We start from the raw sequence: 22,848 nt of genomic DNA, 5'->3' as shown, positions 1-22,848 counted from the left end.
CGGCCCGGCGCCCGCAAGCGGGCTTGGCCGGGATGACAAAGCTGGTGATCTGAGATGACAAAACCGATCAATCTGCGCCAGGCCCGCAAACGCAAGGCGCGGGCCGAGAAAGACAAGCAGGCGCAAACCAATCGCGTCGCTCATGGGACGCCCAAGGCGGCGCGCGATCTGGAATCGGCCCGGCGGGACAAGCTTGCGAAACTGGTGGACGGGCACAGGCGGGATGAGCCGCCGAGCGAGGACTGAATTCCCAGTCGAGCTCCGAAGAGGCGATGATCCGGGACCTTTATCAGAGTAAGGCGCTATAAACTGAACGAGGTCCCGGCCCTGCGCCGCGCAACGCGCGGCTTGGCCGGGAATCCATTTGAATGGACCGCCGCCCATGCTTGAAAAGCGCTCCCTCACCCTGGCCGGTCACGCCACGTCGCTGGCGCTGGAGCCGGAATTCTGGGCGGTGATCGACCGGGCGGCGCGCGAAGACCGGCTGCCGCTGGCCCGGCTCATCGCGCGCATCGACGCCGAGCGCGTGGCGCGCGAGCCCGACCAGCCGCTGTCCAGCGCCTGCCGGGTCTTTGCGCTTGAGCGCCTTCAGAAACTCACCCCGTGATCGGCCCAGGCTGGTCCCTGGGCCGGCGACTATCTTCGCCATCATAATCGGAAAACGCCACATCGTCGAACTGGCCAAGCCCGCCGCGATACGGCCGATCCGGACAGCATAAATAGGCGCAGAAATGCGCCAGGAGTTTTTCCTCCGGCGCCATCTGCTCAATCCAAAGAAACTGCCCCATTTCATTAACTTCAAGGAATACGTAATCGCCATCGGGCGTAACAATCAGATCCATGGCGCCAAAGCGTAAATCCATGCATCCCATGAATTTTAGAAGCTTGTTCTCCACAGCGTCGGGCAAGTGAAAGCGTTCGACCTTCAAATGATCAATGTGCAGGCGCCAATCGGTTTGCGCCGCGGCCAGGGCTTGCGAGTCGATTTTCACGGCGTGAACGAAGCGATCCATGACGGTCACCCTGAGCTCAAACGCCTTTTCTATCTTTTCCTGATAAATGCCCGGCGTGGCCTGAACGACATCGCTGTCTGAAATAAGGTCCGCCTCCACCTCAGTGACGAAGTAGGCCAGCACTTCGCCGCCATCCTCCCACACCCCCGCCGTCAAAGGCTTGTAAATCAGGCCGTTCTCCGCCTCGTGATAAAAGGCCAACACCTCGCGCGGCGAGTTTGAAACCAGTGTCCGGGGGATACGCAGACCCGCCCTGATCGCCTGGGCCAGCTGATAGGGCTTGTTCTGAGCCCTCGCGGCCGCGTGCCTCGGATTGATCCAGACCGCGCCGGTGAGCAGGGCGCTCAAATCTCTCAAGCCGTCGGCGCCGGCCGCAGCCTCGGCGTGGGCGAAGTTTCTGTCTTCTGGGTGGATAAGCGCGGTGTCGATGCGCGGATACTCGCCGCGGCGCCGCCAGACCGTCGCGATGCGTGACAAGTCGACGACGCCGCGATCTTCCGTTTCAATCAGAAGCTCCGGGCGGCCCGCATCAAGTTTTATCGAGATCGTGTCCTTGGCGGGAAAGTCGCCGCCGCTCACCCGCACCACATCCACATGTCTATCGCGCAAGGCGGCGTGCACCGCGTTTCCATGCGCGTCCTGCTCAATTGAGAGGATGAGGACACTCAATTCATTGCTTTCAACAAATGAGCGCCAACCAGCAGGCCTGATTGGCGCTCAATGGATACGACCTGACCTAAGGTCCTAAGGCTCGTTGTAACCCAGCGTCTTCACGGTTCCGCCGTCGGAGGGCGGCGTCCAGGGCTCGCCGAAAATCCCCGGGAAAATCTCAACATCAGCGCCCGGAACGGTGGGCACCCAGGAGCTGGCGCCGCTCACGGCGTCGACTTCCTGGTCACCCAATTGACGAATCGCGACCGCTTTCTGACGCGCCATAATGCGCTTGGAAGGGGTGGTGTTTGTCATCGTGAAATCTCCAGATACAGGGTTTTGAGTCCAGTAAACGCAGTTCCGAGCCGCTCGCACTTGCCGCCTTGACGACGGTGATCGCGGCGCGCCCCTCATACGGGGAGCGAAAACAGTACTCACTGCAACTAGACGGCACAAGTCCGGTTTGAGGAATTTTGAACAGACTTAGTCGCGGTCCGGTTGCGCGCTCCATGACGCGGGCGGGCCCGCACAGACGCGCCGATCCCGCACCTCCGCATCGGGCGCCAGTCGATCAGACCCGCCCGTCTGCGAGATCAACAAACGCCTGGTCGCAGCTAGGCGCGCCAGATCCGCGCGGCGGCCATCGACGACACCCGGAGACGCCGGCGTTGACGCCCTAACCCATGAGGCCGAAGGCGAGCGCCACAATCAGCGGATAGATCAGCAGCGAGCCGCCGATCAGGACAATGGGCAGATTGCGCATCAAGGTCGCCTTGCCCAGCGCGCTCGCCTGGCTGATCAGGTCGGGCCAGGTATAGCTGACGAAATCGCCCTGGGTGAGCACCTGAACGATGCGCCCGTCCTCGTCGACCACCGGCAGGCGGCGGAAGCGCTCATTGGACATGATGCGCAGCCAGTCCAGCATGTCGTCGTCGGCGTTGGCGCAGCGCACGTCCGAGGTCATGATTTCCGACAGCCTGGTGGTCGCCGCGTCGCGGTTCTCATTGACCAGACGGCGCAGGATGTCGCGCTCGGTGACGATCCCCTCCACCTTTCGGTCGCCGTCCACGATGACGACAGAGCCGAAATTACGCGACGCCATTTCGGCGACGGCCTCTTTCACAAGCGTGTTGGCGGACATGGTCAGGGGCGGCGCCTTGCGGGAAAATTCCGGGCGATCGCGCAGCCTCAAGCCTTCGCGGGCGGGTTTGGTCATCAGCGGCCTCATAGGATTGCCTTGAGCACTGTACGTAGTGCGGCGTTCCGCCGCGGCCAACCCCGGCCACAAGGCGGGTGCGTTCACGCCGTGCCGCGTCCAGGTCCCGGACCGCCCTTCACCGGGCTGAAATGGGGCCTCTAGCCTGTGACGCTGGAGCTCAGATTTTGCGCGAACGCCTCCAGGCGCGCGGCGTTGGCGCCAAGATCGCTGGTTCCCACGCGGCTCACCGAGCGGGCGTCCACACGGGCGCCGCTCTCGTCCTCGGCCGGCGTGATGCGGACGACGATATCGTCCTTGAAACCGAACCAGAAGCTGGTGGCGGTGGCCTCGAACATCATCGCGTCTTCAGAGGCGGTGGACACCGTCCAGCCCATTTCCCGGGCGACTTCCAACGCGGCCTGGTAGGCGAGATCAGGCGTCACCGGCAGCATGACCGGCTGAACCTCAGGGTAGGCCTCGGCCTGGACCTCCGGAAGAGGCCGGCCGTCGGCGGGGTTTGTCTTACTGGCGTAATCCACCGAATTGCGCGCGCCGTCCTGCTCGCGACGGTCAATGAGCGACTGGGTGAATTGCGGCGGGTTTGCGGTATCGGTGCTGATGTCGTGGATCGGCGGAATATCGCCGCGGGAGTCCGCGGCCGCCGCGATCATTCCCATGGGCGCAAGCCCGACGACGAGCGCGGCCACGCCGGCCACATACCCGCCCGGCCCCGGCGCGTTCTTCGCCCCGAACACCAGGCGGAACGCCACCGCCACGATGAGCGCGACGGCGCCGAGCCCGGCGGTCAGCGGCAGCAGAAACCCGCCGCCAAAGCCGGGAAGTCCCGCCGTTATGAGCACGTGGCGGAACGCCTCAAGCGGCGTCCAGAGCCCGTACTTGCCGCCGAACGCGGTGATCACGAACCACAGCGGGACCCCGATCGCAGCGGTCGCGGCCGCGCCCACGATCAAATGACGAATGGTTCTGAAAATACTTTCCATGGCGCGTTCCCCCGGCTTTTAGCCTCATTGCTTGAATAAGCTATATTAAAGCGTGCTACGGATACAGCCGTGTGACCGTCCATCGCGCCTGCGCGTCGGTGCGGTCAAACGCCATGCGGTCGTGCAGGCGGAACGCGCGGTCGCGCCAGAATTCCATGTGGAGCGGCGCGATGCGAAACCCTGTCCAGAAGCCAGGGCGCGGAATCTCGCCCACATTGAACTTCGCCGCATAGCCGGCCACGGCCTTCTCCAGCGCAAAGCGGCTTTCCAGCGGCCGGCTCTGCTTCGACGCCCAGGCGCCGATGCGGCTGTCGCGCGCCCGGCTGGCGTAATAGGCGTCGGCTTCGTCCTGCGAAACCTGCGAGACCACACCCCTCACCCGCACCTGACGGCGCAGCGATTTCCAGTGAAAGCACAGCGCCGCGCGCGAATTTTCGCCCAGCTGCACGCCCTTGGCGCTTTCAGTATTGGTGTAGAAGACGAACCCGTCCTTATCGACGCCTTTTAGAAGCACCATCCGCACATCGGGAAAGCCGTCCGCGTTCGCGGTGGACAGCGCCATGGCGTTGGGATCGTTGGGTTCGGATTTTCCAGCCGCCGCCATCCAGTCTTCAAACAGGGCGAAGGGGTCCTCGCGGGCGAAAATATCCTCCGGCTCGCCTCCGCCTTGCTCGGCGTAATGGGCCTCGTCCGGGGTCGGCGGAATAATGTCCTTGCCGCTCAACGCATCGCCTCCTGCATCGCTTGTGCGCGCAAACTAGAGGGGCGGCTCAAGCGATCAACCTTTCGAAAACCTCACTGCCTGTAAAATGTCGGCCATGAGTGGGAATCCGCAAGCGATACTGGCCGCGTACAAGGCTTTCGGCCTTCAGGGCGACGAGGACTTCACCGAAGTCCGCGCGCGCTTTCGCGCGCTCATCAAGCAGGTTCACCCCGACACCGCCGGCGATGATCCCAGGCTCATGGGCAAATTGCAGCGATTGCTGAAAGCCTATGAGGTGCTGCAGATTTACGCCCCGCGCCGCTTTGATCTGGAGATCACGCCAGAGCAAGCCCGAAAGGGCGGGCTGCGCACCATCAAGATCGATGATCGCGACGCCATGGTGCGCCTGCCCGTAGCGGTGAAGACGGGAACCGTCCTCACCCCGATCGGCGACCCGCTGTGGCGGGTTTACATCCATGTCCGCGACAAGATGGTGGACGCAGACCTGTCCGCTGGCGAGGCTGAACGGCGCTCGCGCGAAGCCAGGGCGCAGAACTTCGCCGAGCAAGCCGCCCGCGCCGAAGCCGAGGAGGCCGGCGGCGTGCTCAAAGGCTTCTACGACGCCTTCGTGAAAAAGAGCCCCGCTGCGCGCCTGGTGAGCTGGGCCCGCCGCGGCGCGGCGTAGCGGCGAAGCCGGCTTCTAAGAGCGAGAGGGCGCGGCGCAGTCTAGCGCGCCGCGTGACGGGATCGCCGGAGCGCCCTATGGTGCGCCGCATCACGATCTGAAACGGCGAACCCCATGTCTCACAACAGCTTCGGTCACCTGTTCCGCTTCACCACCTGGGGCGAAAGCCACGGACCGGCGCTGGGCTGCGTGGTGGACGGGTGTCCGGCGGGGATCGCGCTGACCGAAGCCGACATCCAGCCCTTCATGGACAAGCGTAAGCCCGGCCAGTCGCGGCATGTGACCCAGCGCCGCGAGGACGATGTGGTGCGGATTCTCTCCGGCGTGTTCGAAGACGAGCGCACCAACGGCCAGGTGACCACCGGCGCGCCGATCTCGCTGATGATCGAGAACACCGATCAGCGCTCCAAGGATTATTCGGACATTCGCGACACCTGGCGGCCGGGCCACGCCGATTACACCTATGACGCCAAGTACGGCGTGCGCGATTATCGCGGCGGCGGACGCTCCAGCGCGCGCGAGACCGCAGCCCGCGTCGCCGCCGGGGCGATCGCCCGCAAGGTGCTGGGGCCGGACATCGCGATCCGCGCCGCGCTGATCCAGATCGGCGCGCGCAAGATCGACCGCGCGCGCTGGGACTGGGACCAGATGGACCGCAACGACTTTTTCTGCCCCGACGCCGAAACCGCCGAAGCCTGGGCCATGGATATGGACGCCGTGCGCAAGGCCGGAAGTTCGGTGGGCGCATTGGTGGAGTGCGTGGTTTCCGGCGTTCCGGCCGGCTGGGGCGCGCCGGTCTACGGCAAGCTCGACGCCGATCTCGCCAGCGCCATGATGAGCATCAATGCCGCCAAGGCCGTGGAAATCGGCGCGGGGCTGGACGCCGCCGCGCTGCACGGCGAAGACGCCGCCGACGAGATGTATCTGGACGCCGGAAAGCCCGCCTTTCGCTCCAACCATAATGGCGGCGTGTTGGGCGGGATCAGCACCGGGCAGGATCTGGTGATCCGTGTGGCGATCAAGCCCACCAGCTCCATCCGGATCGAGCGCGAGACCCTGAAGAAGGATCTGCAACCCACCACCGTCTCCACCAAGGGCCGCCACGATCCATGCGTCGGCATCCGCGCCGTGCCGGTGGCCGAAGCCATGGCGGCGCTTGTGCTCGCCGACCACAAGCTGCGCGCCGCCGCAGCGCGGATTTAAAAAATGCAACGCGCAGCCACAACAACTTCGTACAAAGATTTACTCGTCAAATGCCTGTGGATGGCGGTGCCGCCTCAGCTTGCCAGCCTGTTCATGCTGTTTGCCATGAGGGATCAAAATCTCTTCATTGCACTTACAGCTTCGTATTTATCCGCCTTATCCGCCGCATCCATATTTGCGCTGGCCGTGTTAAGAGAACGAGCCGCGTTCTGCGTAGCAATTGCGGTTGTCACTGGTGCAGTAAGCGCGATCACCGATTTGAACTATTTCCTTTGCGGCGTGTTCGGATTTGCGCTTTTCGCCGTCATTGGCCCAAAAATCGCCTGAGCCGCGCGGACCTTGCCAATTTGCGAGAGCCCCCATGACCCACTTCTCCGATCACGACGCCGTTTTCATCTGGGGTTATGGCCGCGAGGGCCGGGCCGTGCTGTCGCTGGCCCTGGGCACGGCGCCGGGCCTGCCGCTGGTGGTGGTGGACGCGCGCGAGCCCCAGGACCTGCCCGACGGCGTGACCTGGATCGGCGAGGATGAGCTGGCGCGCGCCTGCGGCAAGGCTGATCGTCCGCTGATTGTGAAGAGCCCCGGCGTCTCGCTGTATGATCCGCGGCTGGACGCGGCGCTGAAAGCCGGCGCCACGCTCACCAGCCAGACCAATCTGTTCTTCGAGCTGAAACCGAAGGCCCAACGCGTCGTCGCCATAACCGGCACCAAGGGCAAGAGCACCACCAGCGCGCTCACCCATCACATGCTTCTGGGCCTCGGCGTGAAGGCGGCGCTGGCGGGCAATATCGGCGATCCCGCGCTGCTGGCTCCCAAAGACGCCGCGCTGATCGTGCTTGAGCTTTCAAGCTATCAGATCGCCGATCTGGTCCACGCGCCGGACGCCTTCATCTTCCTCAACCTGCTGGCCGACCACGCCCCCTGGCACAAGGGGGCCGAGCGCTACCGCGCTGATAAGTCCCGCCTGGCCCGGCTTGATCCCAATGCGCCGGGCGTGATGAACGCCGGCGATCCGCGCCTGATCGAGCAATTCGGGGCTCAGCCCAACCGCATCTGGTTCGGCCGCGAAGACGGGTTCCACGCCCGCGACGGCGCGGTATGGCGCGGCGAGGCGCGTTGGGGCCGCATCGGCGTGCTACCCGGCGATCACAACGCGCTGAACGCCTGCGCCGGCCTCGCCCTGATCGAGGCGCTGGGATATGACGCCCGCGCCGCCTTCGAGACACTGAGCGATTTTAACGGCCTGCCCCACAGGCTGCAGACCGTCCATGAGGCGCACGGCGTGCGCTATGTGGATGACGGGCTCGCCACCACGCCCGAAGCCGCCGCCTTCGCGGTGGACGCCTTCAAGGCGTCGCCCCTGGTGCTGCTGTTGGGCGGCGAGGACCGCGAGCAGGACTATGCTTGGCTCGCCGACCGCCTTGCCGATGCGGCGCATATTCGCGCGATCCTGGCGCTGGCCGATAATGGCGCGCGGGTGGTTGAGGCCTTCAGGGACACGCCGCTTGGACACGTGACGCGCAGCGTACCGGACGTGGCCGACGCCGTGGGCGAAGCGCGAAACGCCCTGCCCGACGGCGGCGTGGTGCTCCTGAGTCCCGCCGCCCCGCGAGCAAAAGCCTTTGAAAGCTATGTGGAGCGCGGCGCGGCCTTCACGGCGGCGGCGAAGGCGCAAGGATAAGCCCGCCTTCGTCCAGCGCGAACTCGCGGCTTGCCGCTCTCCCCTCCCCGGTCCTAGGCTCCACCTCAACAAAACGGGAGGGGTGTATGCGCATCGTGTTTGGGATTCTCGCGCTGGTTCTGGTGATCGCCGGGGCGCGGCTGGCCTATATCGTTATTCCTGCAACCGGCGCGCTCACCGATCCTGAGCCCACCGACATCGCCGCCTGTCAGGCGGTGGAGATCGCGCCGGGTACCGAAGACGTGGTCCATGACGCCGCCACGGGGCTGGTCTTCGTCTCCGCCATGGAGCGGCGCAGCGAAGAGATGGACCCGCGAAACGGCATCTACACCTTTGATCTCGCAGACCCTCAGAACACCGTCAGGCTGGTGAGCACGGACACGCCGGCGGACTTTCGCCCCCACGGCATCAGCCTTTATCGCGACGGGGAGACCGCGCGCCTGTTCGTGGTGTCCCACCCGGCGTCGGGCCATCAGATCCTGATCTTCGACATCGGCGCGGACGGGACGCTGTCCCATGTACGCACGGTCACCGATCCGGCGGTGCGCTCGCCCAATGATGTGGCGGCGACGGGTCCGGAGAGCTTCTACAGCACCAATGACAGCCGGTTCGGCCCTACCCCGCTGGGCTATATCGAAGCGTTTTTCGGCATTCCGCTGGCCACAATCGCCCAGTTTGACGGCGAGGTCGGGCGCATCGCCGCGGGCGGTCTGGTCTACGCCAACGGCATCCAGGTGAGCGCTGACGGAGAGACCGCCTACGCCTCCAATTTCCTGGGGCGCGAAGTCTTCGTCTATGACCGCGATCCCGACACCGGCGATCTGACCCGCCGGGCGAAGCACCGCGTGCCCCTGGGCCTTGATAATATCGAGCTCGGCGAAGACGGTGCGCTCTATATCGGCGGCAATAGCGAGGTGTTTTCCTTCCTGGCCCACCAGAGCGATCCGGCCGAGCGCGCGCCCAGCCAGGCGGTACGGGTGGACCCCGAGACCGGCGCGTGGGAAACGATTTTCTACAATGACGGCACGGCGATCGATTCTATTTCCGTCGCCACGCCCGTCCCCGGCGCGCTGATCCTCGGCGCGGTGTTCGACAGCCACGTGCTGATCTGCCCGCGCGACGCATAAGAGAGCTTCATGACCGACGATATTCAGGTTTTAGACGACACCCGCATCCGCACGATCCGCTTTAACCGCGCGGGCAAGAAGAACGCCATCACCCGGCCCATGTACTCCGCCATGGCCGACGCGCTGGAGGCCGCCAACACCGACGATGTGCGTGTGGTGATCATCGCAGGGTCCGGCGGCGTGTTCAGCGCCGGCAATGACCTGGTGGATTTCATGGAGGCCCCGCCCCATATCGGCGGCGGCGACATGCCCCCGGTGGAGCGCTTCATGCGCGCGCTCATGGCGTGTGAAAAGCCCGTCATCGCGGCCGTGGACGGCCTCGCGGTGGGCATCGGCACGACGCTCCTGCTGCACTGCGATCTCGCATACGCCAGCCCGCGCGCGATCTTCTCCACACCTTTCGTAAACCTGGCGCTGGCGCCGGAATTTGGCTCCAGTCAGCTTCTGCCGGGCAGCGTGGGACGGGTGGTGGCCAGCGAGCTCTTGCTGCTGGGCGAAAAATGGGACGCGGAGAAAGCTGCGGCGAAAAACCTGATCACCGGCGTTCTGGCCCAAGAAGATTTCGAGGCTCAGGTGACCGCCATCGCCCAGAAGCTCGCAGGCCTGGCGCCGGGCGCGGTGAAGACCGCCAAAATGCTGATAAATCAGCCAGCCGAGGACCTCTCCGACCGGATCGAGCGTGAAGGCGCTCTGTTCGCCGGACAGCTGGGCTCGGATGAATTCAAGGAGGCGGCCACCGCCTTCATGGAGCGCCGCGCGCCGGACTTTTCAAAGTTCGGCTGAAGCGAAGGGGCGCTGACATGGGCAAGGGCGCGCACGCCTATCTGGACGATCCGCGCAACGCGTCGATCCGCATCTGGATCAATGGCGAATTGTTCGCGCGCGACGAGGCGAAGATTTCCGTCTTTGATTCCGGCTTCATCCTGGGCGACGGGGTGTGGGAGGGCTTGCGCGTCCATGACGGCGCGATCGCGTTTCTGGACCGGCATCTGGATCGCCTGTTCGAAGGCGCCAAGGCCATCGACATGGATATCGCCTTGACGCGCGAGCAGCTCACCGAGGCGCTTTACGAGACCCTCGAAGCCAACGCCATGACCGCCGGCGAAGGCGTGCATATCCGCCTCATGGTGACGCGCGGGATCAAGGCGACGCCCTATCAGGATCCGCGCGTGACGATCTCGCCGGCCACCGTGGTGATCATTCCCGAATGGAAGACGCCGCAGCCGGAAACCGCCAGCAAGGGCCTGTCGCTGTTCACCGTCCATGTGCGCCGCGGCCACCCGGACGTGCAGGACCCCAAGCTCAACTCCCATTCAAAGCTCAACTGCATCACCGCCTGCATCCAGGCGACCAAGGCCGGCGCGGACGAGGCGCTGATGCTGGACCCCCACGGCTTCGTGGCGACGTGCAACTCGACCCATTTCTTCATCGTGAGGAAGGGCGAGGTGTGGACTTCCACCGGCGATTACTGCCTGTCGGGGATCACCCGCGCCATGGTGATAGAGCTGTGCCGCGAGGCGGGGATTCCGGTGTTTGAGAAGAATTTCTCACTCACCGAAGTCTATTCGGCCGAAGAAGCCTTCATCACCGGCACCTTCGCCGGGCTCGCCCCGGTGACACAGATCGACGGACGCGCCATCAGCGCCGGGCGCGGCCCCATGGTGGAGCGCCTGCAGAAGCTCTACGCCGAGCGCATCGCCCGCGAGGTGCGGGCGTGACCGCACCGGTGACCGCGCCTGAACGTGAAAGCGTGCGGATCTGTCTCTGGTCGGGACCGCGCAACATCTCCACGGCCACCATGCGCAGCTTTGAAGCACGCGGCGACTGTGCGGTCTGGGACGAGCCGTTCTACGGGTATTATCTCGCCGCCACGGGCCTTGATCACCCCGGCCGCGAGGAGACGCTGGCCGCCTGGCCGACAGATCCCGACCAGATCGCCGCCACCTGCGCCGGACCGGCGCCCGGCGGTCAGGCGCTGTTTTTTCAAAAGCATATGTGCCAGCACATGCTGCCGGGCCTGGATTTGAGCTGGACGGCGAAATGCCGCCATCTCTTCCTGATCCGCGATCCCGCCCAGGTGGCCGCCAGCTGGTACGCCACCATGGCCTCGGTGAGCGCCGAGGATCTGGGTGCGCAAGCTCAGTTGCGGCTCTATGACCATATCGCCGCGATCACAGGGCGCGACTGGCCCGTGGTGGAGGGCGCGGACGTGCTCGCCGATCCTGAACGGATGCTCCAATCGGTCTGCGACGCGCTGGAGATCGATTTCACGCGATCCATGCTGTCCTGGCCCGCTGGGCGGCGGACGAGCGACGGGCCGTGGGCCGAGCACTGGTATGGGCGGGTGGAGGCTTCCACCGGGTTCGCGGCGCCGCGTGAAACGCCCCACCCCGCGCCGCCGGAGCTTGCCCCGGTGATCGCCGCCTGCAGGCCGGCCTATAAGGCGTTGAGAGCGCGAAAACTCTCGCCCGCCGGCTGAGACGCGGGTTCAGCCGCGCCTTGGCGCCTGCACCAAGCTCTCTATGTGCTTTACTGATGAGCCCGGCGCAACGCCGGGTCCATCGCAAGACGATCAGGATTTGAACCATGCCCTTTGATGAAAGTTCAGGCGGCGGCGGATCGGGCGCGAAGAACGTGCTCGGCGGGCCGCTGGCCGTGTGCGGAAGCGATCCGGTCACTGGATTTTACCGCGACGGGTGCTGCAACACCGACGCCATGGACGCAGGCGTGCACACCGTGTGCGCGGTGATGACCGAGGATTTCCTGGCGTTCACCGCCAGCCGCGGCAATGACCTGTCCACGCCGCGCCCCGAGTACGGCTTTGCGGGCCTCAAACCCGGCGACGGCTGGTGCCTGTGCGCCGCGCGCTGGCTTGAAGCCTATGAAGCGGGCAGCGCGCCGCGGGTGAAGCTGGAAGCCTGCCACGCCCGCACGCTGCAGATCGTCCCCCTGGAGGCGCTGCAGGCCTTCGCCGTGTGAGCGCCATGAAACCTTAGGGCCCCGCTTCGGGTTGGCGCTTCAGCACCCGGCATGAAGGAGAGCATCCCATGACCGAAGAGATCACCGAACACCGTGACGATTTGCGCGGCCGCTATGTCCTGAAACAGGAGGGCGGCGAGAGCGAGCTGACTTATGTGGTGATCAATGACCGGATGGTGATCGACCACACCTACACCCCGCCGGCCTTGCGCGGTCACGGTGCTGCGGCCAAACTCATCATGCGCGCGGTGGCTGACGCCCGGGCGCGAGGCTGGAAAGTGATTCCGCAATGCCCCTATGTGAAGATCAAGATCGACCGCACGCCGGATCTGCAGGACGTACTCGATCCAGACTGGCGCGGGCCGGCCTGACACGAAGGGGGGAGCGGCGTGGCCGATTTTGAAATCACCGAGGAACGCGGCGACACAAAGGGCCGCTATGTCGCCGCCGCGCCGGACAAACCGGAAGCGGAACTCACCTACTCCATCGTCAGTGCGACTCTGATCATCGTCGACCACACCGCCGTGCCCGATGAATGGCGCGGCATGGGCGTGGGCAAGGCGCTGGTGGAGCGGGTCGTCGTCGACAGCCGCGAGCGCGGCGTGAAGATCGTGCCGCTCTGCCCCTTCACAAAAGCGCAGATCCACAGACACCCCGAATGGCAGGACGTGCTGAGCCGGTAACGCTCCACGCCCCTTGACCTGCGGGCCGTAACGCCGTGATCTTCCCTCCCTTCAGGGGGAGGACATCCATGAAGAAGATTCTGCTGGGCGCCGCCGGCGTGCTCGCCGTCGCCATCGGCGCGGGGCTTGTGTATCTGAACACTTCCACGCTTGGCCGCATCTACCTGCCCAGCGGGACCGGCATCACCGCCAAGCAGACTTGCTCGCTCGCCTTCGTCTCCGGCCTCGACGCGAACCGCGCCCGGGCGCTTTATCTGGATCCATTGCTGGGCGATGTGGCTGATCTGGTCTCCACCGATATCGACTATGAAACCGGCGAGGTCACCGCCGGGGTTCTGGGCCTTTTCTGGCGACAGACGGCGATCCACCGCGACGGGCTTGGCTGCACGTTGGTGCATGGCTCGCCCGATTTCGACAGCAACGCCGCCGCGCCGCTGTCTGGCGCGCGCGACGCCATGGATCTCGACGCCGCACACCGCGAGGCGAATTTCGACCCCGCCGCCCTCACCGCCGCCCTGGACGCCGCCTTCACTGAGGACGGCCGCAACACGCTGGCGGTCGCCGTGCTCCATGACGGCCGCCTTGTAGCGGAGCGCTACGCCGACGGCGTCACGGCCCAGAGCCCGCTCCATGGCTGGTCCATGACCAAATCGCTCGCCGCCACGCTCGCCGGCGTACTGACAGAGCGCGGACTGATCGACGTCATGGCCGAGGGCCAGGTGCCCGCGCTGGCCGCAGCCGGGCGCCCGGAGATCACGGTGGACGATCTGTTGCGCATGACCGGCGGGCTGGCCGGCTATGAGGGCAATGACGGCACCGACCCCAATTCCGACATGCTGTTCACCGAGAGCGATATGACGGCCTTCGCCGCGACGCGAGAGCAGATCGCCGCGCCCGGCGAGCGCTGGGACTATCAGTCAGGCAACACCGTGCTGGCCGGATCTGCGCTGGAGCTGTTTCTGGGCGAGACCCCGGCGGCCAGAATCCAGACGCTGACGGCCTGGCTTCTGGAGCCTCTGGGCATGAACCACACGATTCTGGAGCCCGACGAGGCCGGCACCCTCATGTGGTCCAGCTATGGGTACGCCAGCGCCCGCGACTGGGCGCGGCTGGGTCAGCTCTACATCAACGACGGCCGCGCGCCGGACGGAACGCAGCTCATCCCCGATGACTGGATCGACTATGTCAGCGCGCCTACGCCGGGCTCGGACGGCGATTACGGCGCGGGCTTCTGGATGTACGAGACCGGATTGCCCGAAGGCACGGTCATCATGAACGGCTTTCAGGGCCAGTACGCCTTCGTCATTCCAAGTGAACGCCTGGTGGTGGTGCGCTTGGGCGCAACGAATTATCAGTCCGACGGCGCCGTTGATCTGGCCAACGCCGTCGTCGCAGCAAAGCGCGACAGCGAACCTGAGCAGGCCTCTGAAAGCGGGCCCGCCATCGATCGCGAAGTCGGCGGCGGCGCGCCCTAGGCGGCGTACTGAGGTTGCGCCAGATAGTATTCGACCTGGCGATAAAGCGAATCCGCCGGGGCGGAGTCGAACTGTGTCAGGCGCACCGGCGATAGGCAGGTCTCGGCGTCCACATAACCCATCGACCAGGTGTGGTGGCGCCGCTCGCTCACCTCGGCGAAATCGGCGATCCTCATATTGCAATGGCGCGGGTCAGCTGCGATGCGCAGCATCAGGCTGCTCACCGCTTCGCGCCCGCCTTCCAGGACCTGCAGGAATCGGCCCCGGTCGATGATAAGCACGCCGGTGATATTCAGCTCGGCGTTGCGGCGCCGGGCGGTGTCCAGAATGGCGTCGATATCGCCGACGCTGGATAGCGCCGCGTCGCTGTAATAGAGCGAACGAACAAGAAGCATGGCCTATTCCTCGCATCTTCTGCGCGCACGAAGCGCTGGAAAAAACGGGCCGATCGAGGTTCATCGATCGGCCCGTAAGGCTTTGCTCACAGGGAGATAAGCTCATGACGCCACAAGCTATGTCCCATTTTTTATATAGAGTAACTGAACTGGTTCAGGAACTGCTTAATCAGCGTGGCGAGCAGACATTGATCGCAGGGCGCCGCATCTCCCTCCTTCACCGTCCGCTCAAAGGGATTCGTCGTCCTCGCTGGCGCCGGCCCGCCGCGCCTCTGTCTGCTTCAGGATGCGGTCGAAGGGATGGGGCACACGCGCCTCGGCCTGGTGCAGCCAGGCGTCAAAGCGAGGATGCTTCAGGCGCTGGGTGCGCACCCATTCGCGCGCCGCATTGGAATTGGAAATGATCAGCGCGAGTCCAGACGCGATCATGATCAGCCCAATGGGAATAGGCGTCCAGAACAGCGGCAGTCCGAACAGGACCAGCAACGCGCCGAGGATTTGATAGAGGAGCGACATAGCTGTTACGCGTTGTCTCCGCAGGCCCGTTCCAAGGCCCGGGGCGCCGCCGTCGGCGCCCCGGTGCACAACGGGCGATGGTCGCGAGCGCACTCTACCTGGCGCCGGTGTCGCCGGGCGCGATGCGCAGGATCGTGCCGTTGCTCTCGTCGGAGACATAGATCGCCCCGTCCGGACCCTGGACCACGTCGCGGATGCGGCCGTCCATCTCCAGGCGCTCCTCGCCGGTGACGCGGTCGTCCTCCAGCGTCAGGCGGACCACGTCTTCGGTCACCAGCCCGCCCACGAAGATGTCGCCGCGCCAGTGTTCAAACCGGTCGCCGGAATAGACGATCATGCCCGACGGTCCGATGACCGGGTCCCAGTAATAGACCGGCTGGATCATGCCGTCGGCCTGGGTGTTCTCGTGCTGGGGCGTGCCGTCATACTGCTCGCCATAGCCCACGACCGGCCAGCCGTAATTGCCGCCTGCCTCGATGAGATTGAGCTCGTCGCCGCCGGCCGGGCCATGCTCGATCTCCCAGAGCCGCCCCTGCGGCCCCAGAGCCGCCGCCTGGATGTTGCGGGTGCCGTAGGCGTAGACCGCGTCCGCGCCCTCGTCGCTTCCCACGAACGGATTATCGTCGGGGATGCTCCCGTCGCGATTGATGCGCACCACCGCGCCGATATGGTTGGTGGGGTCCTGGGCCAGCTGGCGCGGCTCGGGTAGCGAGCGTTCGCCCAGCGTGACGTAGAGCGTGCCGTCCTGCGCGAACACCAGGCGCGAGCCGAAATGCTTGCCGGACTCCCAGCTGGGCTCTTGGCGGAAGATGACTTCCAGATCCTCCAGCGCGCTGCGGTCCTCGCTCAGGCGGGCGCGGGCCACGGCGGTGCCGTTCTCGCCCTCTCCGCGCGGTTCGGCGTAGCTGAAATAGACCAGCCGGTTGTCGGCGAAATCGGGATCCAGCTCAACGTCGAGCAGGCCGCCCTGATCGTCGGTGTCGATCTCCGGCAGGCCGGTAAGGGCGTCGGAGGCCTCGCCGTCGGAGAGCACGTGCATCGTGCCCGACTTCTTATTCAGGAGTATGTCGCCGTCGGGCAGGAAGGTGAAGCCCCAGACTTCGCCCAGCCCCTCGCCCACCGTTTCTGCGGTCCAGTCATGAGTCGCGTCGGGAAGCGGCGCCCGGGTCTGGTTTTCAAAAGCGGGCTCGAATTCGGGCACGTTGCGTTCGCCGAAGTCCACCGAGCGCGCGTCCGCGCCATCGGACATGGCCGCGCCAGACTCCAAGTTCGCGTCCGCTCCATTCTCCTGTGAAGCACTATCGGCGCTGGCGGCGGCGATCTCAAGACCGGAGTCTGTATCGGTGGGCGCTTGGGCGGGGGCCGGCTGCAGATCCTCAGCTTCGCTCTCGCCGGGCTCCGTCGCCGGCGGAGGCGTGCAGGCGCACGCGCTGAATATGGTCGCGGAAAGCAGGATTGCACGCATGGATATTCTCCCCGTCTCGGGCTGATCACAGTGCTGGCTAAACACGGCCGCGCGCCGCCGGGTTCCGGCCAGCGGTGCGTGCGGCTGACTTGCGCTTGGCGGGAGCCCCGCGCCGGCCTAGTTTCCCGGTCGGCGAAGGGAGAGCGCGAATGGCCTATAAATCCTTGCGGGACTTCATGGAGCAGCTGGAAGCTGAGGGCGATCTCAAACGCGTCTCGCGTCCGGTCTCCACCCATCTGGAAATGACCGAGATCCAGACCCGGCTGCTGGCCAAAAAAGGCCCGGCGGTCCTGTTTGAAAACCCGGTGCACGAAGACGGCCGCAAGAGCGAAATGCCGGCGCTGGCCAATCTGTTCGGCACGGTGGAGCGCGTGGCGCGGGCGGTGACGCTTGGCGGCGAGCCACGCAAGACCGCCGCCGATCTGCGCGAGGTGGGCGAGCTTCTCGCCTTCCTGCGTCAGCCGGAGCCTCCGCGCGGCTTTCGCGACGCCATGGAGATGCTGCCCATCGCCCGCTCTGTCATGAGCATGCGGCCTCAGACCGTGCGCAAGGCGCCGTGCCAGGAGATCGTGCTTCAGGGCGATGACATCGATCTGGACCGCCTGCCCATCCAGGGCTGCTGGCCGGGCGAGCCGGCGCCGCTGATCACCTGGCCGCTTGTGGTCACAAAAGGCCCCTCGGACGCCAAGGAGGACGATTTCAATCTCGGCATCTACCGGATGCAGAAGCTGTCGAAAAACACAACGCTCATGCGCTGGCTGAAGCATCGCGGCGGGGCGCAGCACTATCAGCGCTGGAAGGATTCACGGCCCGAACCCCTGCCCGCCGCCGCCGTTCTGGGCGCCGATCCCGGCACCATCCTGGCCGCCGTCACGCCGGTGCCTGATACGCTGAGCGAATACCAGTTCGCGGGGCTCTTGCGCGGGCGCAAGGCGGAGCTCGTGCCCTGCAAGACCGTGCCGCTGAAAGTGCCCGCCGAGGCCGAGATCGTCATCGAGGGCCATGTCATGCTCGACGAGGACGGCCCCGAAGGCCCCTATGGCGACCACACCGGCTATTACAACTCGGTGGAGCGCTTCCCGGTCTTCAAGATCAGCGCCATCACCATGCGCCGAGATCCCATCTATCTGACCACCTTCACCGGGCGCCCGCCTGACGAGCCGAGCGTGCTGGGCGAAGCCCTCAACGAGGTGTTCATCCCGCTGGTGCGCCAGCAATTTCCCGAGATTACAGACTTCTGGCTGCCGCCGGAAGGGTGCAGCTATCGCATCGCCGTGATCAGCATGAAGAAGGCCTATCCCGGCCACGCCAAGCGCGTGATGATGGGCGCGTGGTCTTACTTGCGCCAGTTCATGTACACCAAGTGGATCATTGTGGTGGACGACGACATCAACGCCCGCGACTGGAAAGACGTCATGTGGGCCATGTCCACCCGCATGGATCCGGCCCGCGACACGGTGATGATCGAGAACACCCCCATCGATTACCTGGACTTCGCCTCGCCGGTCTCCGGCCTCGGCTCGAAAATCGGCCTGGACGCCACCAACAAGACCGGCGGCGAAACCACAAGAGAATGGGGCGAGAAGCTGTTCATGGAACAGGAGATTATCGACAAGGTGGACGCCATGTGGGGCGAGTTGGGGCTTTAGGCGTCAGCCCCACGAACTCCAGATCATGAATTCCCGGGCCGCGAAGCGGACCCGGGACCTGTCTCAGGATTGATGATGAAACAGGTCCCGGTTCTTTGCTCTTTGGGCTTGTCAGGGAATTCAGGGTGAAAGTGTATCGGGCCACGCCCCATCCCTTCCCCTGCGGAAACGCGCCCTGTCCCTCCCGTCCACAGTGGCGGGCTATGATCGCGCCCGCGCCTCCCCATGTGTGCGGTGCAGCATTCTCTGCGGATCGTAAATCCGGAGCCCAACATGGCCTTTGAAACTCTTCTGTCCCCCTTGAAATTGGGCGCGATCACCGCCCGCAACCGCGTGTTCATGGCGCCCCTGACGCGCAACCGCGCTTTGCCTGACGGCGTGCCCGCCCCGCTGGCGAAAACCTATTACGCCCAGCGCGCCTCGGCCGGACTCATCATCACAGAAGCGACCCAGGTCAGCGAAATGGCCAAGGGCTATAAGGACACGCCCGGCATCCACACCGACGCCCAGACCGAGGCGTGGCGCGAGATCGTCGACGCTGTCCATGAAGCCGGCGGCCGGATCGCCCTGCAGCTCTGGCATGTGGGCCGGATCAGCCATAGCTCGCTGCTCCCGGGCGGTGCGCAGCCGCTGGCTCCGTCAGCCAAGCGTGCGAACGCCAAGACCTTCACGGAAAGCGGGTTTGAAGACACCTCCGAGCCCCGCGCCATGACCAAGGCCGATATCGACCAGACCATCGCCGACTTCGCCGACGGCGCACGGCGCGCCCGCGAAGCAGGTTTCGATCTGGTGGAGGTCCACGCCGCCAACGGCTATCTCATCGACCAGTTCCTGCGCGACGGCTCCAACACGCGTGAGGACGCATACGGCGGTTCCATCAAGAACCGGGTGCGCTTCCTGAAAGAGGTCATGGCGGCCGTCACTGCGGAGGTCGGGGCCGACCGCGTCGGCGTGCGCCTGGCGCCCACCGGCGCGTTCAACGACATGGCGGACTCAGACCCCAAAGCGCTGTTCCTGCACGCCGTCGACACGCTGAACCCGCTAGGTCTCGCCTATCTGCACGTGGTGGAGCAGTTCCCCGGCGCCGACACCAGCGTCGAAGAGCGCGTCATCCTCGATGCGGTGCGTGAGGCGTGGACCGGCCCCTACATCACGAACGGCGATCACACCGCGGCGAGCGGCGAAGCGCGGATCAAGGAAAACCGCGCCGACGCGGTGGCCTATGGCCGCCCCTTCATCGCCAATCCCGACCTGCCCGAGCGGTTCGCAAAGGACGCCCCGCTCAACACCCCCGACCAATCAACCTTCTATGGCGGCGGCGCAGACGGCTATACCGACTATCCGTTCCTCAACGAGCCGGCGGCTTAGGGCTCTCCCGCCGACCGGCCGCGAAGCGGACGGAGGGGGGCGCGCGACGGTGAACGCCGCGCGAGCTCCCTACTCCGCCCGCCAGACCACCTCGCCGTTCACCACGGTCATCACCGGCCGCGCCTGGCTTAGCGCCTCTTCGTCCACGGTCATGAGATCGCGGTCAAAGACGGAGAAGTCGGCGAGCTTGCCCACTTCGATCGTGCCCAGCTCCGCCTCGCGGCGGGTGGCGTAGGCTGGCCAGGCGGTGAAGAGCTTCAGGGCGGTCTCGCGGTCCAGCGCCTGATCAAGATTCCAGCCCTCGCCGGCATAGCCCTCAAGATCGCGGCGCACCGCGGCAGCGTAAAACTCGATGCGCGCCTCGCCGCGCTCAACAGGCGCGTCGCTGCCGCCGGCGATGAGCGCGCCGGACTCCACCAGCGACCGCCAGGCATAGGCGCCCTCCAGGCGGTTGAGTCCGATGCGGCTGGGCGCGAAATGCAGATCGCCGATGGCGTGGCTGGGCTGCATGGAGGCGATGACGTCCAGCTCGCCAAAGCGCGGAATGTCCGCCGGCGCCAGCACCTGGGCGTGCTCCACCCGCCAGCGCGGATCGGTTACGGCGCGCGCTTGCGGCGGTACGGCGTCAAGGCTCTGCTCGATCCAGTCCAGGAGGCGGCGATTGCCGGCGTCGCCGATGGCGTGGACGGCCAGCTGCACCCCGTCGGTGAGCGCGGCCTGCATCATGTCCACCGACTGGCCCTGGCGCGACAGAAACAGCCCGGTCTCGCCCGGAGCATCGTCATAGGGCGCCAGCAGCGCCGCGCCACGAGAACCCAGCGCGCCGTCCATGTAGAATTTCACCCCCGGCGTGATCACCGGCTCGGTGACGCTTTCGCTCCCGGCCATGGCGGCCACGGAGTCATAGCCTTCCGGGTTTACGTAATTGGCGATGCGGATGGGGAGGCGGCCCTGTTCGGCCAGGGATTCCATCACCGCCACATCGGCGAAATCGACGCTCATATTGTGCACGCCGGTCCAGCCGGACGCCGCGAGCACTTGGGCGCCCAGCTCATAGAGCGCGGCGCGTTCCTCAATCGACGCCTCGCCCATGAGCGCGCCGAAGGGCGCCATGGCGGTGTCGATGAACATGCCGGTGGCGGCTCCGTCATCGTCGCGGCGAATGGCGCCGCCCTCCGGGTCGGGCGTCGCGGCCGTGATCCCCACCGCCTCCATGGCGGCGGAGTTGGCCACCAACGCATGACCGTCGGCGCGCACCAGCACCACGGGGCGGGCCGCCTCCACCGCGTCCAGATCGGCGGCGGTGGGAAAGCGCGCTTCAGGCCAGTGAGTCTCGATCCAGCCGCGCCCGAAAATCACCGACGCGGTCTCGTCTTCAGCAGCGCCGGCCACCGCGGCCTGCAGCTCGGTGATGGAAGCCACGGCCTCCAGATTCAGATTGCGCTCGCGCTCGCCCACCCCGATGACATGGACATGGGCGTCGGTGAATCCGGGAAACATCACCGCGCCGCCAAGATCAATGGTTTCAGTGGCCTGGCCGATATGGCCCGCCCCGTCCGCCGCCGATCCGGTGAACACGATGCGCCCGCCGGTGACCGCCACCAGCTCTGCGGTGGGCGCCGCCTCGACGCCGGTATGGATCACCCCGCCGGTGAAGACCCGGTCCGCCGCCGCGATCGGGGCCGGCGCCTCTTGGGTGGCGGGGGCGCAGGCGGCGGCGATGAGGCAGACGCTGGTGATGGCGATGGCGGCGGCGGCGGCGTTACGCATGAAATCCCTCCTGGATATATCGTCGAGAACCCTAGAGCCTTTTCACCGGCAAGGGCGCCCGGTTTCTCTCTTTGAATTTGCTAGCAAAATCAGCCGTCCGCGCCCCAGGGCGCCGGCGGCGCCGCCACCGGACGGGTCAGATCAAAGCGCACCTCGAAATGCCGGTCCGGGCGATTTAGCGCGTATACGAAGGCGTCGTCGTCAAGGGCCAGGGTCCAGACATTGGCCATGGAGACCTCGATCCCCTCGCGGGCGAACAGCGCCCGGCTTTCCTCGTCGGCGGGGAAGTCAGCACTCAGGCCCGCCGCCGCGGCGTCTGTTTCGCCGCCATACTGGGTGAGCACGTCCTCGCTTCCATCCTCATGGCGATGATCATGTTTCAGGCGCAGGCGGCCGTCCTCGATCCGCGTCACGACCCAGGTCCGCGAGCGGTCTTCGCCGACATGGAAGGGGATGCGCAGCGTGTCCGCCTCGCATTCGCGCACATGCATGACGAGGCGCTGGGAGGCGAAGTCGACGTCGCGCTCATCTTCCGTGACCACGCCGCCCTCAAAGGCCTGACCACACAGGGCGGACAGCTGCCCGAAGAGGGTGGGCTGCGCCGGCTCGGTGTCCGCCGAACAGGCCGCCAGAGCGGCGGCTGTGAAAATCGTGGACATCGCCGCGGCGATCCTGAAAGCGTTCATCTTCGATCCTCCCGTTTCATCGCCCCAAGATCGTCTGCGTGGTCCACATCGCGCAAGCGCCTTAGGCGGGCGATGCGCGAGAGCCCGAATGCGGCGAGCCGGGCTTCCAGATCGGCGCGCGTGCGCCCATGCGACCACCGTATGGCGTCAAACAAGCCTGCCGGCGCCGGGCGGGCGAGGCCCAGGAGCCAGTATCCCCCATCCTCGGCCGGGCCGATCACCGCGTCATGGCGCTTTAAAGCCGCAAAGGCGCGGGCGATGTCGCCGCGCGTGATCTGCGGCGCGTCGGTCCCGATCACCAGCGTGGGACAGGGCGCGGTGAACACCCGCGCCTGGCGCGCGCCCAGATCGCCGCCGCCTTGAGCGGTGCGCTCAATATCCTTTGGCCACACGCCCGGAAAGCGGCGGTGGATAGCGCGGTCGGGCGACACCGCCAGCACGCTCTCCCAGCGCGGATCACGCACCTTTCGCAGGATGACCGCCATCATGGCGCGGTGACGGCGCCAGGCGGCGACCTTGCCGATCCCGGCGGCCAGGCGCGTCTTCGCGCCGCCGATCACAGGCGCCTTGGCGAACACCACCAGCCTCAAACGCGCGCCC

27 protein-coding genes are annotated in these 22,848 nt (G+C 65.8%); 16 read left to right on the top strand and 11 right to left on the bottom strand.

Annotation, left to right across the window (positions count from 1 at the left end; all coding sequences use genetic code 11):
- Positions 1 to 54: 54 nt before the first annotated feature.
- Both ACWCOP_RS03635 and ACWCOP_RS03630 read left to right on the top strand, forming a co-directional pair.
- Positions 55 to 246, top strand: coding sequence for a DUF4169 family protein (locus tag ACWCOP_RS03635; RefSeq protein ID WP_478249872.1), 192 nt, complete (start codon positions 55 to 57; stop codon positions 244 to 246).
- Between the two features lie 136 nt (positions 247 to 382).
- Positions 383 to 607, top strand: coding sequence for a ribbon-helix-helix domain-containing protein (locus ACWCOP_RS03630; RefSeq protein WP_478249871.1), 225 nt, complete (start codon positions 383 to 385; stop codon positions 605 to 607).
- On the opposite strand, the gene ACWCOP_RS03625 is transcribed toward ACWCOP_RS03630, so the two are convergent.
- The 5 genes from ACWCOP_RS03625 to pdxH all read right to left on the bottom strand — a co-directional run bounded on the left by ACWCOP_RS03625 (position 597) and on the right by pdxH (position 4,572).
- Positions 597 to 1,622: an MvdC/MvdD family ATP grasp protein gene (locus tag ACWCOP_RS03625; RefSeq protein WP_478249870.1), complete on the bottom strand. Its 1,026-nt coding sequence runs from the start codon at positions 1,620 to 1,622 to the stop codon at positions 597 to 599. The genes ACWCOP_RS03630 and ACWCOP_RS03625 overlap by 11 nt on opposite strands.
- Before the next feature lie 135 nt (positions 1,623 to 1,757).
- A complete protein-coding gene (locus ACWCOP_RS03620; protein WP_478249869.1) occupies positions 1,758 to 1,979 on the bottom strand; it encodes a hypothetical protein in 222 nt (73 codons plus the stop codon).
- 361 nt (positions 1,980 to 2,340) lie between these two features.
- The gene (locus ACWCOP_RS03615; RefSeq protein ID WP_478249868.1) at positions 2,341 to 2,880 is read right to left on the bottom strand and encodes a CBS domain-containing protein; all 540 of its coding nucleotides are present in this window, start codon (positions 2,878 to 2,880) and stop codon (positions 2,341 to 2,343) included.
- A gap of 140 nt (positions 2,881 to 3,020) precedes the next feature.
- Positions 3,021 to 3,863, bottom strand: coding sequence for a DUF1499 domain-containing protein (locus ACWCOP_RS03610; RefSeq protein WP_478249867.1), 843 nt, complete (start codon positions 3,861 to 3,863; stop codon positions 3,021 to 3,023).
- Positions 3,864 to 3,918: 55 nt separating this feature from the next.
- Positions 3,919 to 4,572, bottom strand: coding sequence for a pyridoxamine 5'-phosphate oxidase (gene pdxH / locus ACWCOP_RS03605; RefSeq protein ID WP_478250646.1), 654 nt, complete (start codon positions 4,570 to 4,572; stop codon positions 3,919 to 3,921).
- Between the two features lie 109 nt (positions 4,573 to 4,681).
- On the opposite strand from pdxH, the gene ACWCOP_RS03600 reads away from it, so the two are divergent.
- The 12 genes from ACWCOP_RS03600 to ACWCOP_RS03545 all read left to right on the top strand — a co-directional run bounded on the left by ACWCOP_RS03600 (position 4,682) and on the right by ACWCOP_RS03545 (position 14,399).
- Complete coding sequence (locus tag ACWCOP_RS03600; protein ID WP_478249866.1) at positions 4,682 to 5,251, top strand: J domain-containing protein; 570 nt, start codon at positions 4,682 to 4,684, stop codon at positions 5,249 to 5,251.
- 114 nt (positions 5,252 to 5,365) lie between these two features.
- Entirely contained in the window at positions 5,366 to 6,454 is a 1,089-nt protein-coding gene (gene aroC, locus ACWCOP_RS03595; protein WP_478249865.1) for a chorismate synthase, read from the top strand.
- Positions 6,455 to 6,457: 3 nt separating this feature from the next.
- The gene (locus ACWCOP_RS03590) at positions 6,458 to 6,781 is read left to right on the top strand and encodes a hypothetical protein (protein ID WP_478249864.1); all 324 of its coding nucleotides are present in this window, start codon (positions 6,458 to 6,460) and stop codon (positions 6,779 to 6,781) included.
- 34 nt (positions 6,782 to 6,815) lie between these two features.
- A complete protein-coding gene (gene murD / locus ACWCOP_RS03585) occupies positions 6,816 to 8,135 on the top strand; it encodes a UDP-N-acetylmuramoyl-L-alanine--D-glutamate ligase (protein WP_478249863.1) in 1,320 nt (439 codons plus the stop codon).
- Between the two features lie 86 nt (positions 8,136 to 8,221).
- Complete coding sequence (locus ACWCOP_RS03580) at positions 8,222 to 9,262, top strand: SMP-30/gluconolactonase/LRE family protein (RefSeq protein WP_478249862.1); 1,041 nt, start codon at positions 8,222 to 8,224, stop codon at positions 9,260 to 9,262.
- Positions 9,263 to 9,271: 9 nt separating this feature from the next.
- Positions 9,272 to 10,045 carry an enoyl-CoA hydratase gene (locus tag ACWCOP_RS03575; protein ID WP_478249861.1) on the top strand — a complete coding sequence of 258 codons (774 nt, stop codon included), beginning with the start codon at positions 9,272 to 9,274 and terminating at the stop codon, positions 10,043 to 10,045.
- A 17-nt stretch (positions 10,046 to 10,062) separates the two neighbouring features.
- Complete coding sequence (locus ACWCOP_RS03570) at positions 10,063 to 10,980, top strand: aminotransferase class IV (protein ID WP_478249860.1); 918 nt, start codon at positions 10,063 to 10,065, stop codon at positions 10,978 to 10,980.
- Positions 10,977 to 11,741: a sulfotransferase-like domain-containing protein gene (locus tag ACWCOP_RS03565; RefSeq protein WP_478249859.1), complete on the top strand. Its 765-nt coding sequence runs from the start codon at positions 10,977 to 10,979 to the stop codon at positions 11,739 to 11,741. Before ACWCOP_RS03570 ends, ACWCOP_RS03565 begins: the two co-directional genes overlap by 4 nt.
- Before the next feature lie 107 nt (positions 11,742 to 11,848).
- Positions 11,849 to 12,241, top strand: coding sequence for a DUF2237 family protein (locus ACWCOP_RS03560; RefSeq protein ID WP_478249858.1), 393 nt, complete (start codon positions 11,849 to 11,851; stop codon positions 12,239 to 12,241).
- A gap of 68 nt (positions 12,242 to 12,309) precedes the next feature.
- Complete coding sequence (locus tag ACWCOP_RS03555; protein WP_478249857.1) at positions 12,310 to 12,612, top strand: GNAT family N-acetyltransferase; 303 nt, start codon at positions 12,310 to 12,312, stop codon at positions 12,610 to 12,612.
- Between the two features lie 18 nt (positions 12,613 to 12,630).
- Positions 12,631 to 12,924: a GNAT family N-acetyltransferase gene (locus tag ACWCOP_RS03550; RefSeq protein WP_478249856.1), complete on the top strand. Its 294-nt coding sequence runs from the start codon at positions 12,631 to 12,633 to the stop codon at positions 12,922 to 12,924.
- A 68-nt stretch (positions 12,925 to 12,992) separates the two neighbouring features.
- Positions 12,993 to 14,399, top strand: a complete 1,407-nt coding sequence (locus tag ACWCOP_RS03545; RefSeq protein ID WP_478249855.1) for a serine hydrolase domain-containing protein — start codon at positions 12,993 to 12,995, stop codon at positions 14,397 to 14,399.
- On the opposite strand, the gene ACWCOP_RS03540 is transcribed toward ACWCOP_RS03545, so the two are convergent.
- From ACWCOP_RS03540 to ACWCOP_RS03530, 3 genes are all read right to left on the bottom strand, one after another.
- Entirely contained in the window at positions 14,396 to 14,794 is a 399-nt protein-coding gene (locus tag ACWCOP_RS03540) for a BLUF domain-containing protein (RefSeq protein ID WP_478249854.1), read from the bottom strand. The genes ACWCOP_RS03545 and ACWCOP_RS03540 overlap by 4 nt on opposite strands.
- 228 nt (positions 14,795 to 15,022) lie before the next feature.
- Positions 15,023 to 15,310 carry a hypothetical protein gene (locus ACWCOP_RS03535; protein WP_478249853.1) on the bottom strand — a complete coding sequence of 96 codons (288 nt, stop codon included), beginning with the start codon at positions 15,308 to 15,310 and terminating at the stop codon, positions 15,023 to 15,025.
- Between the two features lie 94 nt (positions 15,311 to 15,404).
- Positions 15,405 to 16,775 (bottom strand): PQQ-dependent sugar dehydrogenase, encoded by a 1,371-nt coding sequence (locus ACWCOP_RS03530; RefSeq protein ID WP_478249852.1) that lies wholly within the window; start codon positions 16,773 to 16,775, stop codon positions 15,405 to 15,407.
- Between the two features lie 149 nt (positions 16,776 to 16,924).
- On the opposite strand from ACWCOP_RS03530, the gene ACWCOP_RS03525 reads away from it, so the two are divergent.
- Positions 16,925 to 18,424 (top strand): UbiD family decarboxylase, encoded by a 1,500-nt coding sequence (locus tag ACWCOP_RS03525; RefSeq protein WP_478249851.1) that lies wholly within the window; start codon positions 16,925 to 16,927, stop codon positions 18,422 to 18,424.
- 273 nt (positions 18,425 to 18,697) lie between these two features.
- Positions 18,698 to 19,792 carry an alkene reductase gene (locus ACWCOP_RS03520; RefSeq protein ID WP_478249850.1) on the top strand — a complete coding sequence of 365 codons (1,095 nt, stop codon included), beginning with the start codon at positions 18,698 to 18,700 and terminating at the stop codon, positions 19,790 to 19,792.
- A gap of 69 nt (positions 19,793 to 19,861) precedes the next feature.
- Here the strand turns inward: ACWCOP_RS03520 and ACWCOP_RS03515 are convergent, their stop codons facing one another.
- The 3 genes from ACWCOP_RS03515 to ACWCOP_RS03505 form a co-directional block, all read right to left on the bottom strand.
- Positions 19,862 to 21,562: an amidohydrolase gene (locus tag ACWCOP_RS03515; protein ID WP_478249849.1), complete on the bottom strand. Its 1,701-nt coding sequence runs from the start codon at positions 21,560 to 21,562 to the stop codon at positions 19,862 to 19,864.
- An 89-nt stretch (positions 21,563 to 21,651) separates the two neighbouring features.
- The gene (locus tag ACWCOP_RS03510) at positions 21,652 to 22,248 is read right to left on the bottom strand and encodes a hypothetical protein (protein WP_478249848.1); all 597 of its coding nucleotides are present in this window, start codon (positions 22,246 to 22,248) and stop codon (positions 21,652 to 21,654) included.
- The gene (locus ACWCOP_RS03505) at positions 22,245 to 22,829 is read right to left on the bottom strand and encodes a TIGR04282 family arsenosugar biosynthesis glycosyltransferase (RefSeq protein ID WP_478250644.1); all 585 of its coding nucleotides are present in this window, start codon (positions 22,827 to 22,829) and stop codon (positions 22,245 to 22,247) included. Before ACWCOP_RS03505 ends, ACWCOP_RS03510 begins: the two co-directional genes overlap by 4 nt.
- Positions 22,830 to 22,848 lie beyond the last annotated feature (19 nt).

Source organism: Apolloniradiicaulis salifontis (assembly GCF_053756655.1).
The sequence above is the reverse complement of the archived record's forward strand: the minus strand, read 5'-3'. Positions and strand labels throughout refer to the sequence as shown.

Coding starts and splice junctions, on each gene's coding strand:
- ACWCOP_RS03610 (WP_478249867.1), bottom strand. CDS start 3,863: ATGGAAAGTATTTTCAGAACCATTCGTCATTTGATCGTGGGCGCGGCC.
- ACWCOP_RS03590 (WP_478249864.1), top strand. CDS start 6,458: ATGCAACGCGCAGCCACAACAACTTCGTACAAAGATTTACTCGTCAAA.
- ACWCOP_RS03540 (WP_478249854.1), bottom strand. CDS start 14,794: ATGCTTCTTGTTCGTTCGCTCTATTACAGCGACGCGGCGCTATCCAGC.
- ACWCOP_RS03545 (WP_478249855.1), top strand. CDS start 12,993: ATGAAGAAGATTCTGCTGGGCGCCGCCGGCGTGCTCGCCGTCGCCATC.
- ACWCOP_RS03600 (WP_478249866.1), top strand. CDS start 4,682: ATGAGTGGGAATCCGCAAGCGATACTGGCCGCGTACAAGGCTTTCGGC.
- ACWCOP_RS03570 (WP_478249860.1), top strand. CDS start 10,063: ATGGGCAAGGGCGCGCACGCCTATCTGGACGATCCGCGCAACGCGTCG.
- ACWCOP_RS03615 (WP_478249868.1), bottom strand. CDS start 2,880: ATGACCAAACCCGCCCGCGAAGGCTTGAGGCTGCGCGATCGCCCGGAA.
- ACWCOP_RS03515 (WP_478249849.1), bottom strand. CDS start 21,562: ATGCGTAACGCCGCCGCCGCCGCCATCGCCATCACCAGCGTCTGCCTC.
- ACWCOP_RS03535 (WP_478249853.1), bottom strand. CDS start 15,310: ATGTCGCTCCTCTATCAAATCCTCGGCGCGTTGCTGGTCCTGTTCGGA.
- ACWCOP_RS03580 (WP_478249862.1), top strand. CDS start 8,222: ATGCGCATCGTGTTTGGGATTCTCGCGCTGGTTCTGGTGATCGCCGGG.
- ACWCOP_RS03525 (WP_478249851.1), top strand. CDS start 16,925: ATGGCCTATAAATCCTTGCGGGACTTCATGGAGCAGCTGGAAGCTGAG.
- ACWCOP_RS03635 (WP_478249872.1), top strand. CDS start 55: ATGACAAAACCGATCAATCTGCGCCAGGCCCGCAAACGCAAGGCGCGG.
- ACWCOP_RS03555 (WP_478249857.1), top strand. CDS start 12,310: ATGACCGAAGAGATCACCGAACACCGTGACGATTTGCGCGGCCGCTAT.
- ACWCOP_RS03510 (WP_478249848.1), bottom strand. CDS start 22,248: ATGAACGCTTTCAGGATCGCCGCGGCGATGTCCACGATTTTCACAGCC.
- ACWCOP_RS03620 (WP_478249869.1), bottom strand. CDS start 1,979: ATGACAAACACCACCCCTTCCAAGCGCATTATGGCGCGTCAGAAAGCG.
- aroC (WP_478249865.1), top strand. CDS start 5,366: ATGTCTCACAACAGCTTCGGTCACCTGTTCCGCTTCACCACCTGGGGC.
- murD (WP_478249863.1), top strand. CDS start 6,816: ATGACCCACTTCTCCGATCACGACGCCGTTTTCATCTGGGGTTATGGC.
- ACWCOP_RS03560 (WP_478249858.1), top strand. CDS start 11,849: ATGCCCTTTGATGAAAGTTCAGGCGGCGGCGGATCGGGCGCGAAGAAC.
- ACWCOP_RS03630 (WP_478249871.1), top strand. CDS start 383: ATGCTTGAAAAGCGCTCCCTCACCCTGGCCGGTCACGCCACGTCGCTG.
- ACWCOP_RS03520 (WP_478249850.1), top strand. CDS start 18,698: ATGGCCTTTGAAACTCTTCTGTCCCCCTTGAAATTGGGCGCGATCACC.
- ACWCOP_RS03575 (WP_478249861.1), top strand. CDS start 9,272: ATGACCGACGATATTCAGGTTTTAGACGACACCCGCATCCGCACGATC.
- ACWCOP_RS03530 (WP_478249852.1), bottom strand. CDS start 16,775: ATGCGTGCAATCCTGCTTTCCGCGACCATATTCAGCGCGTGCGCCTGC.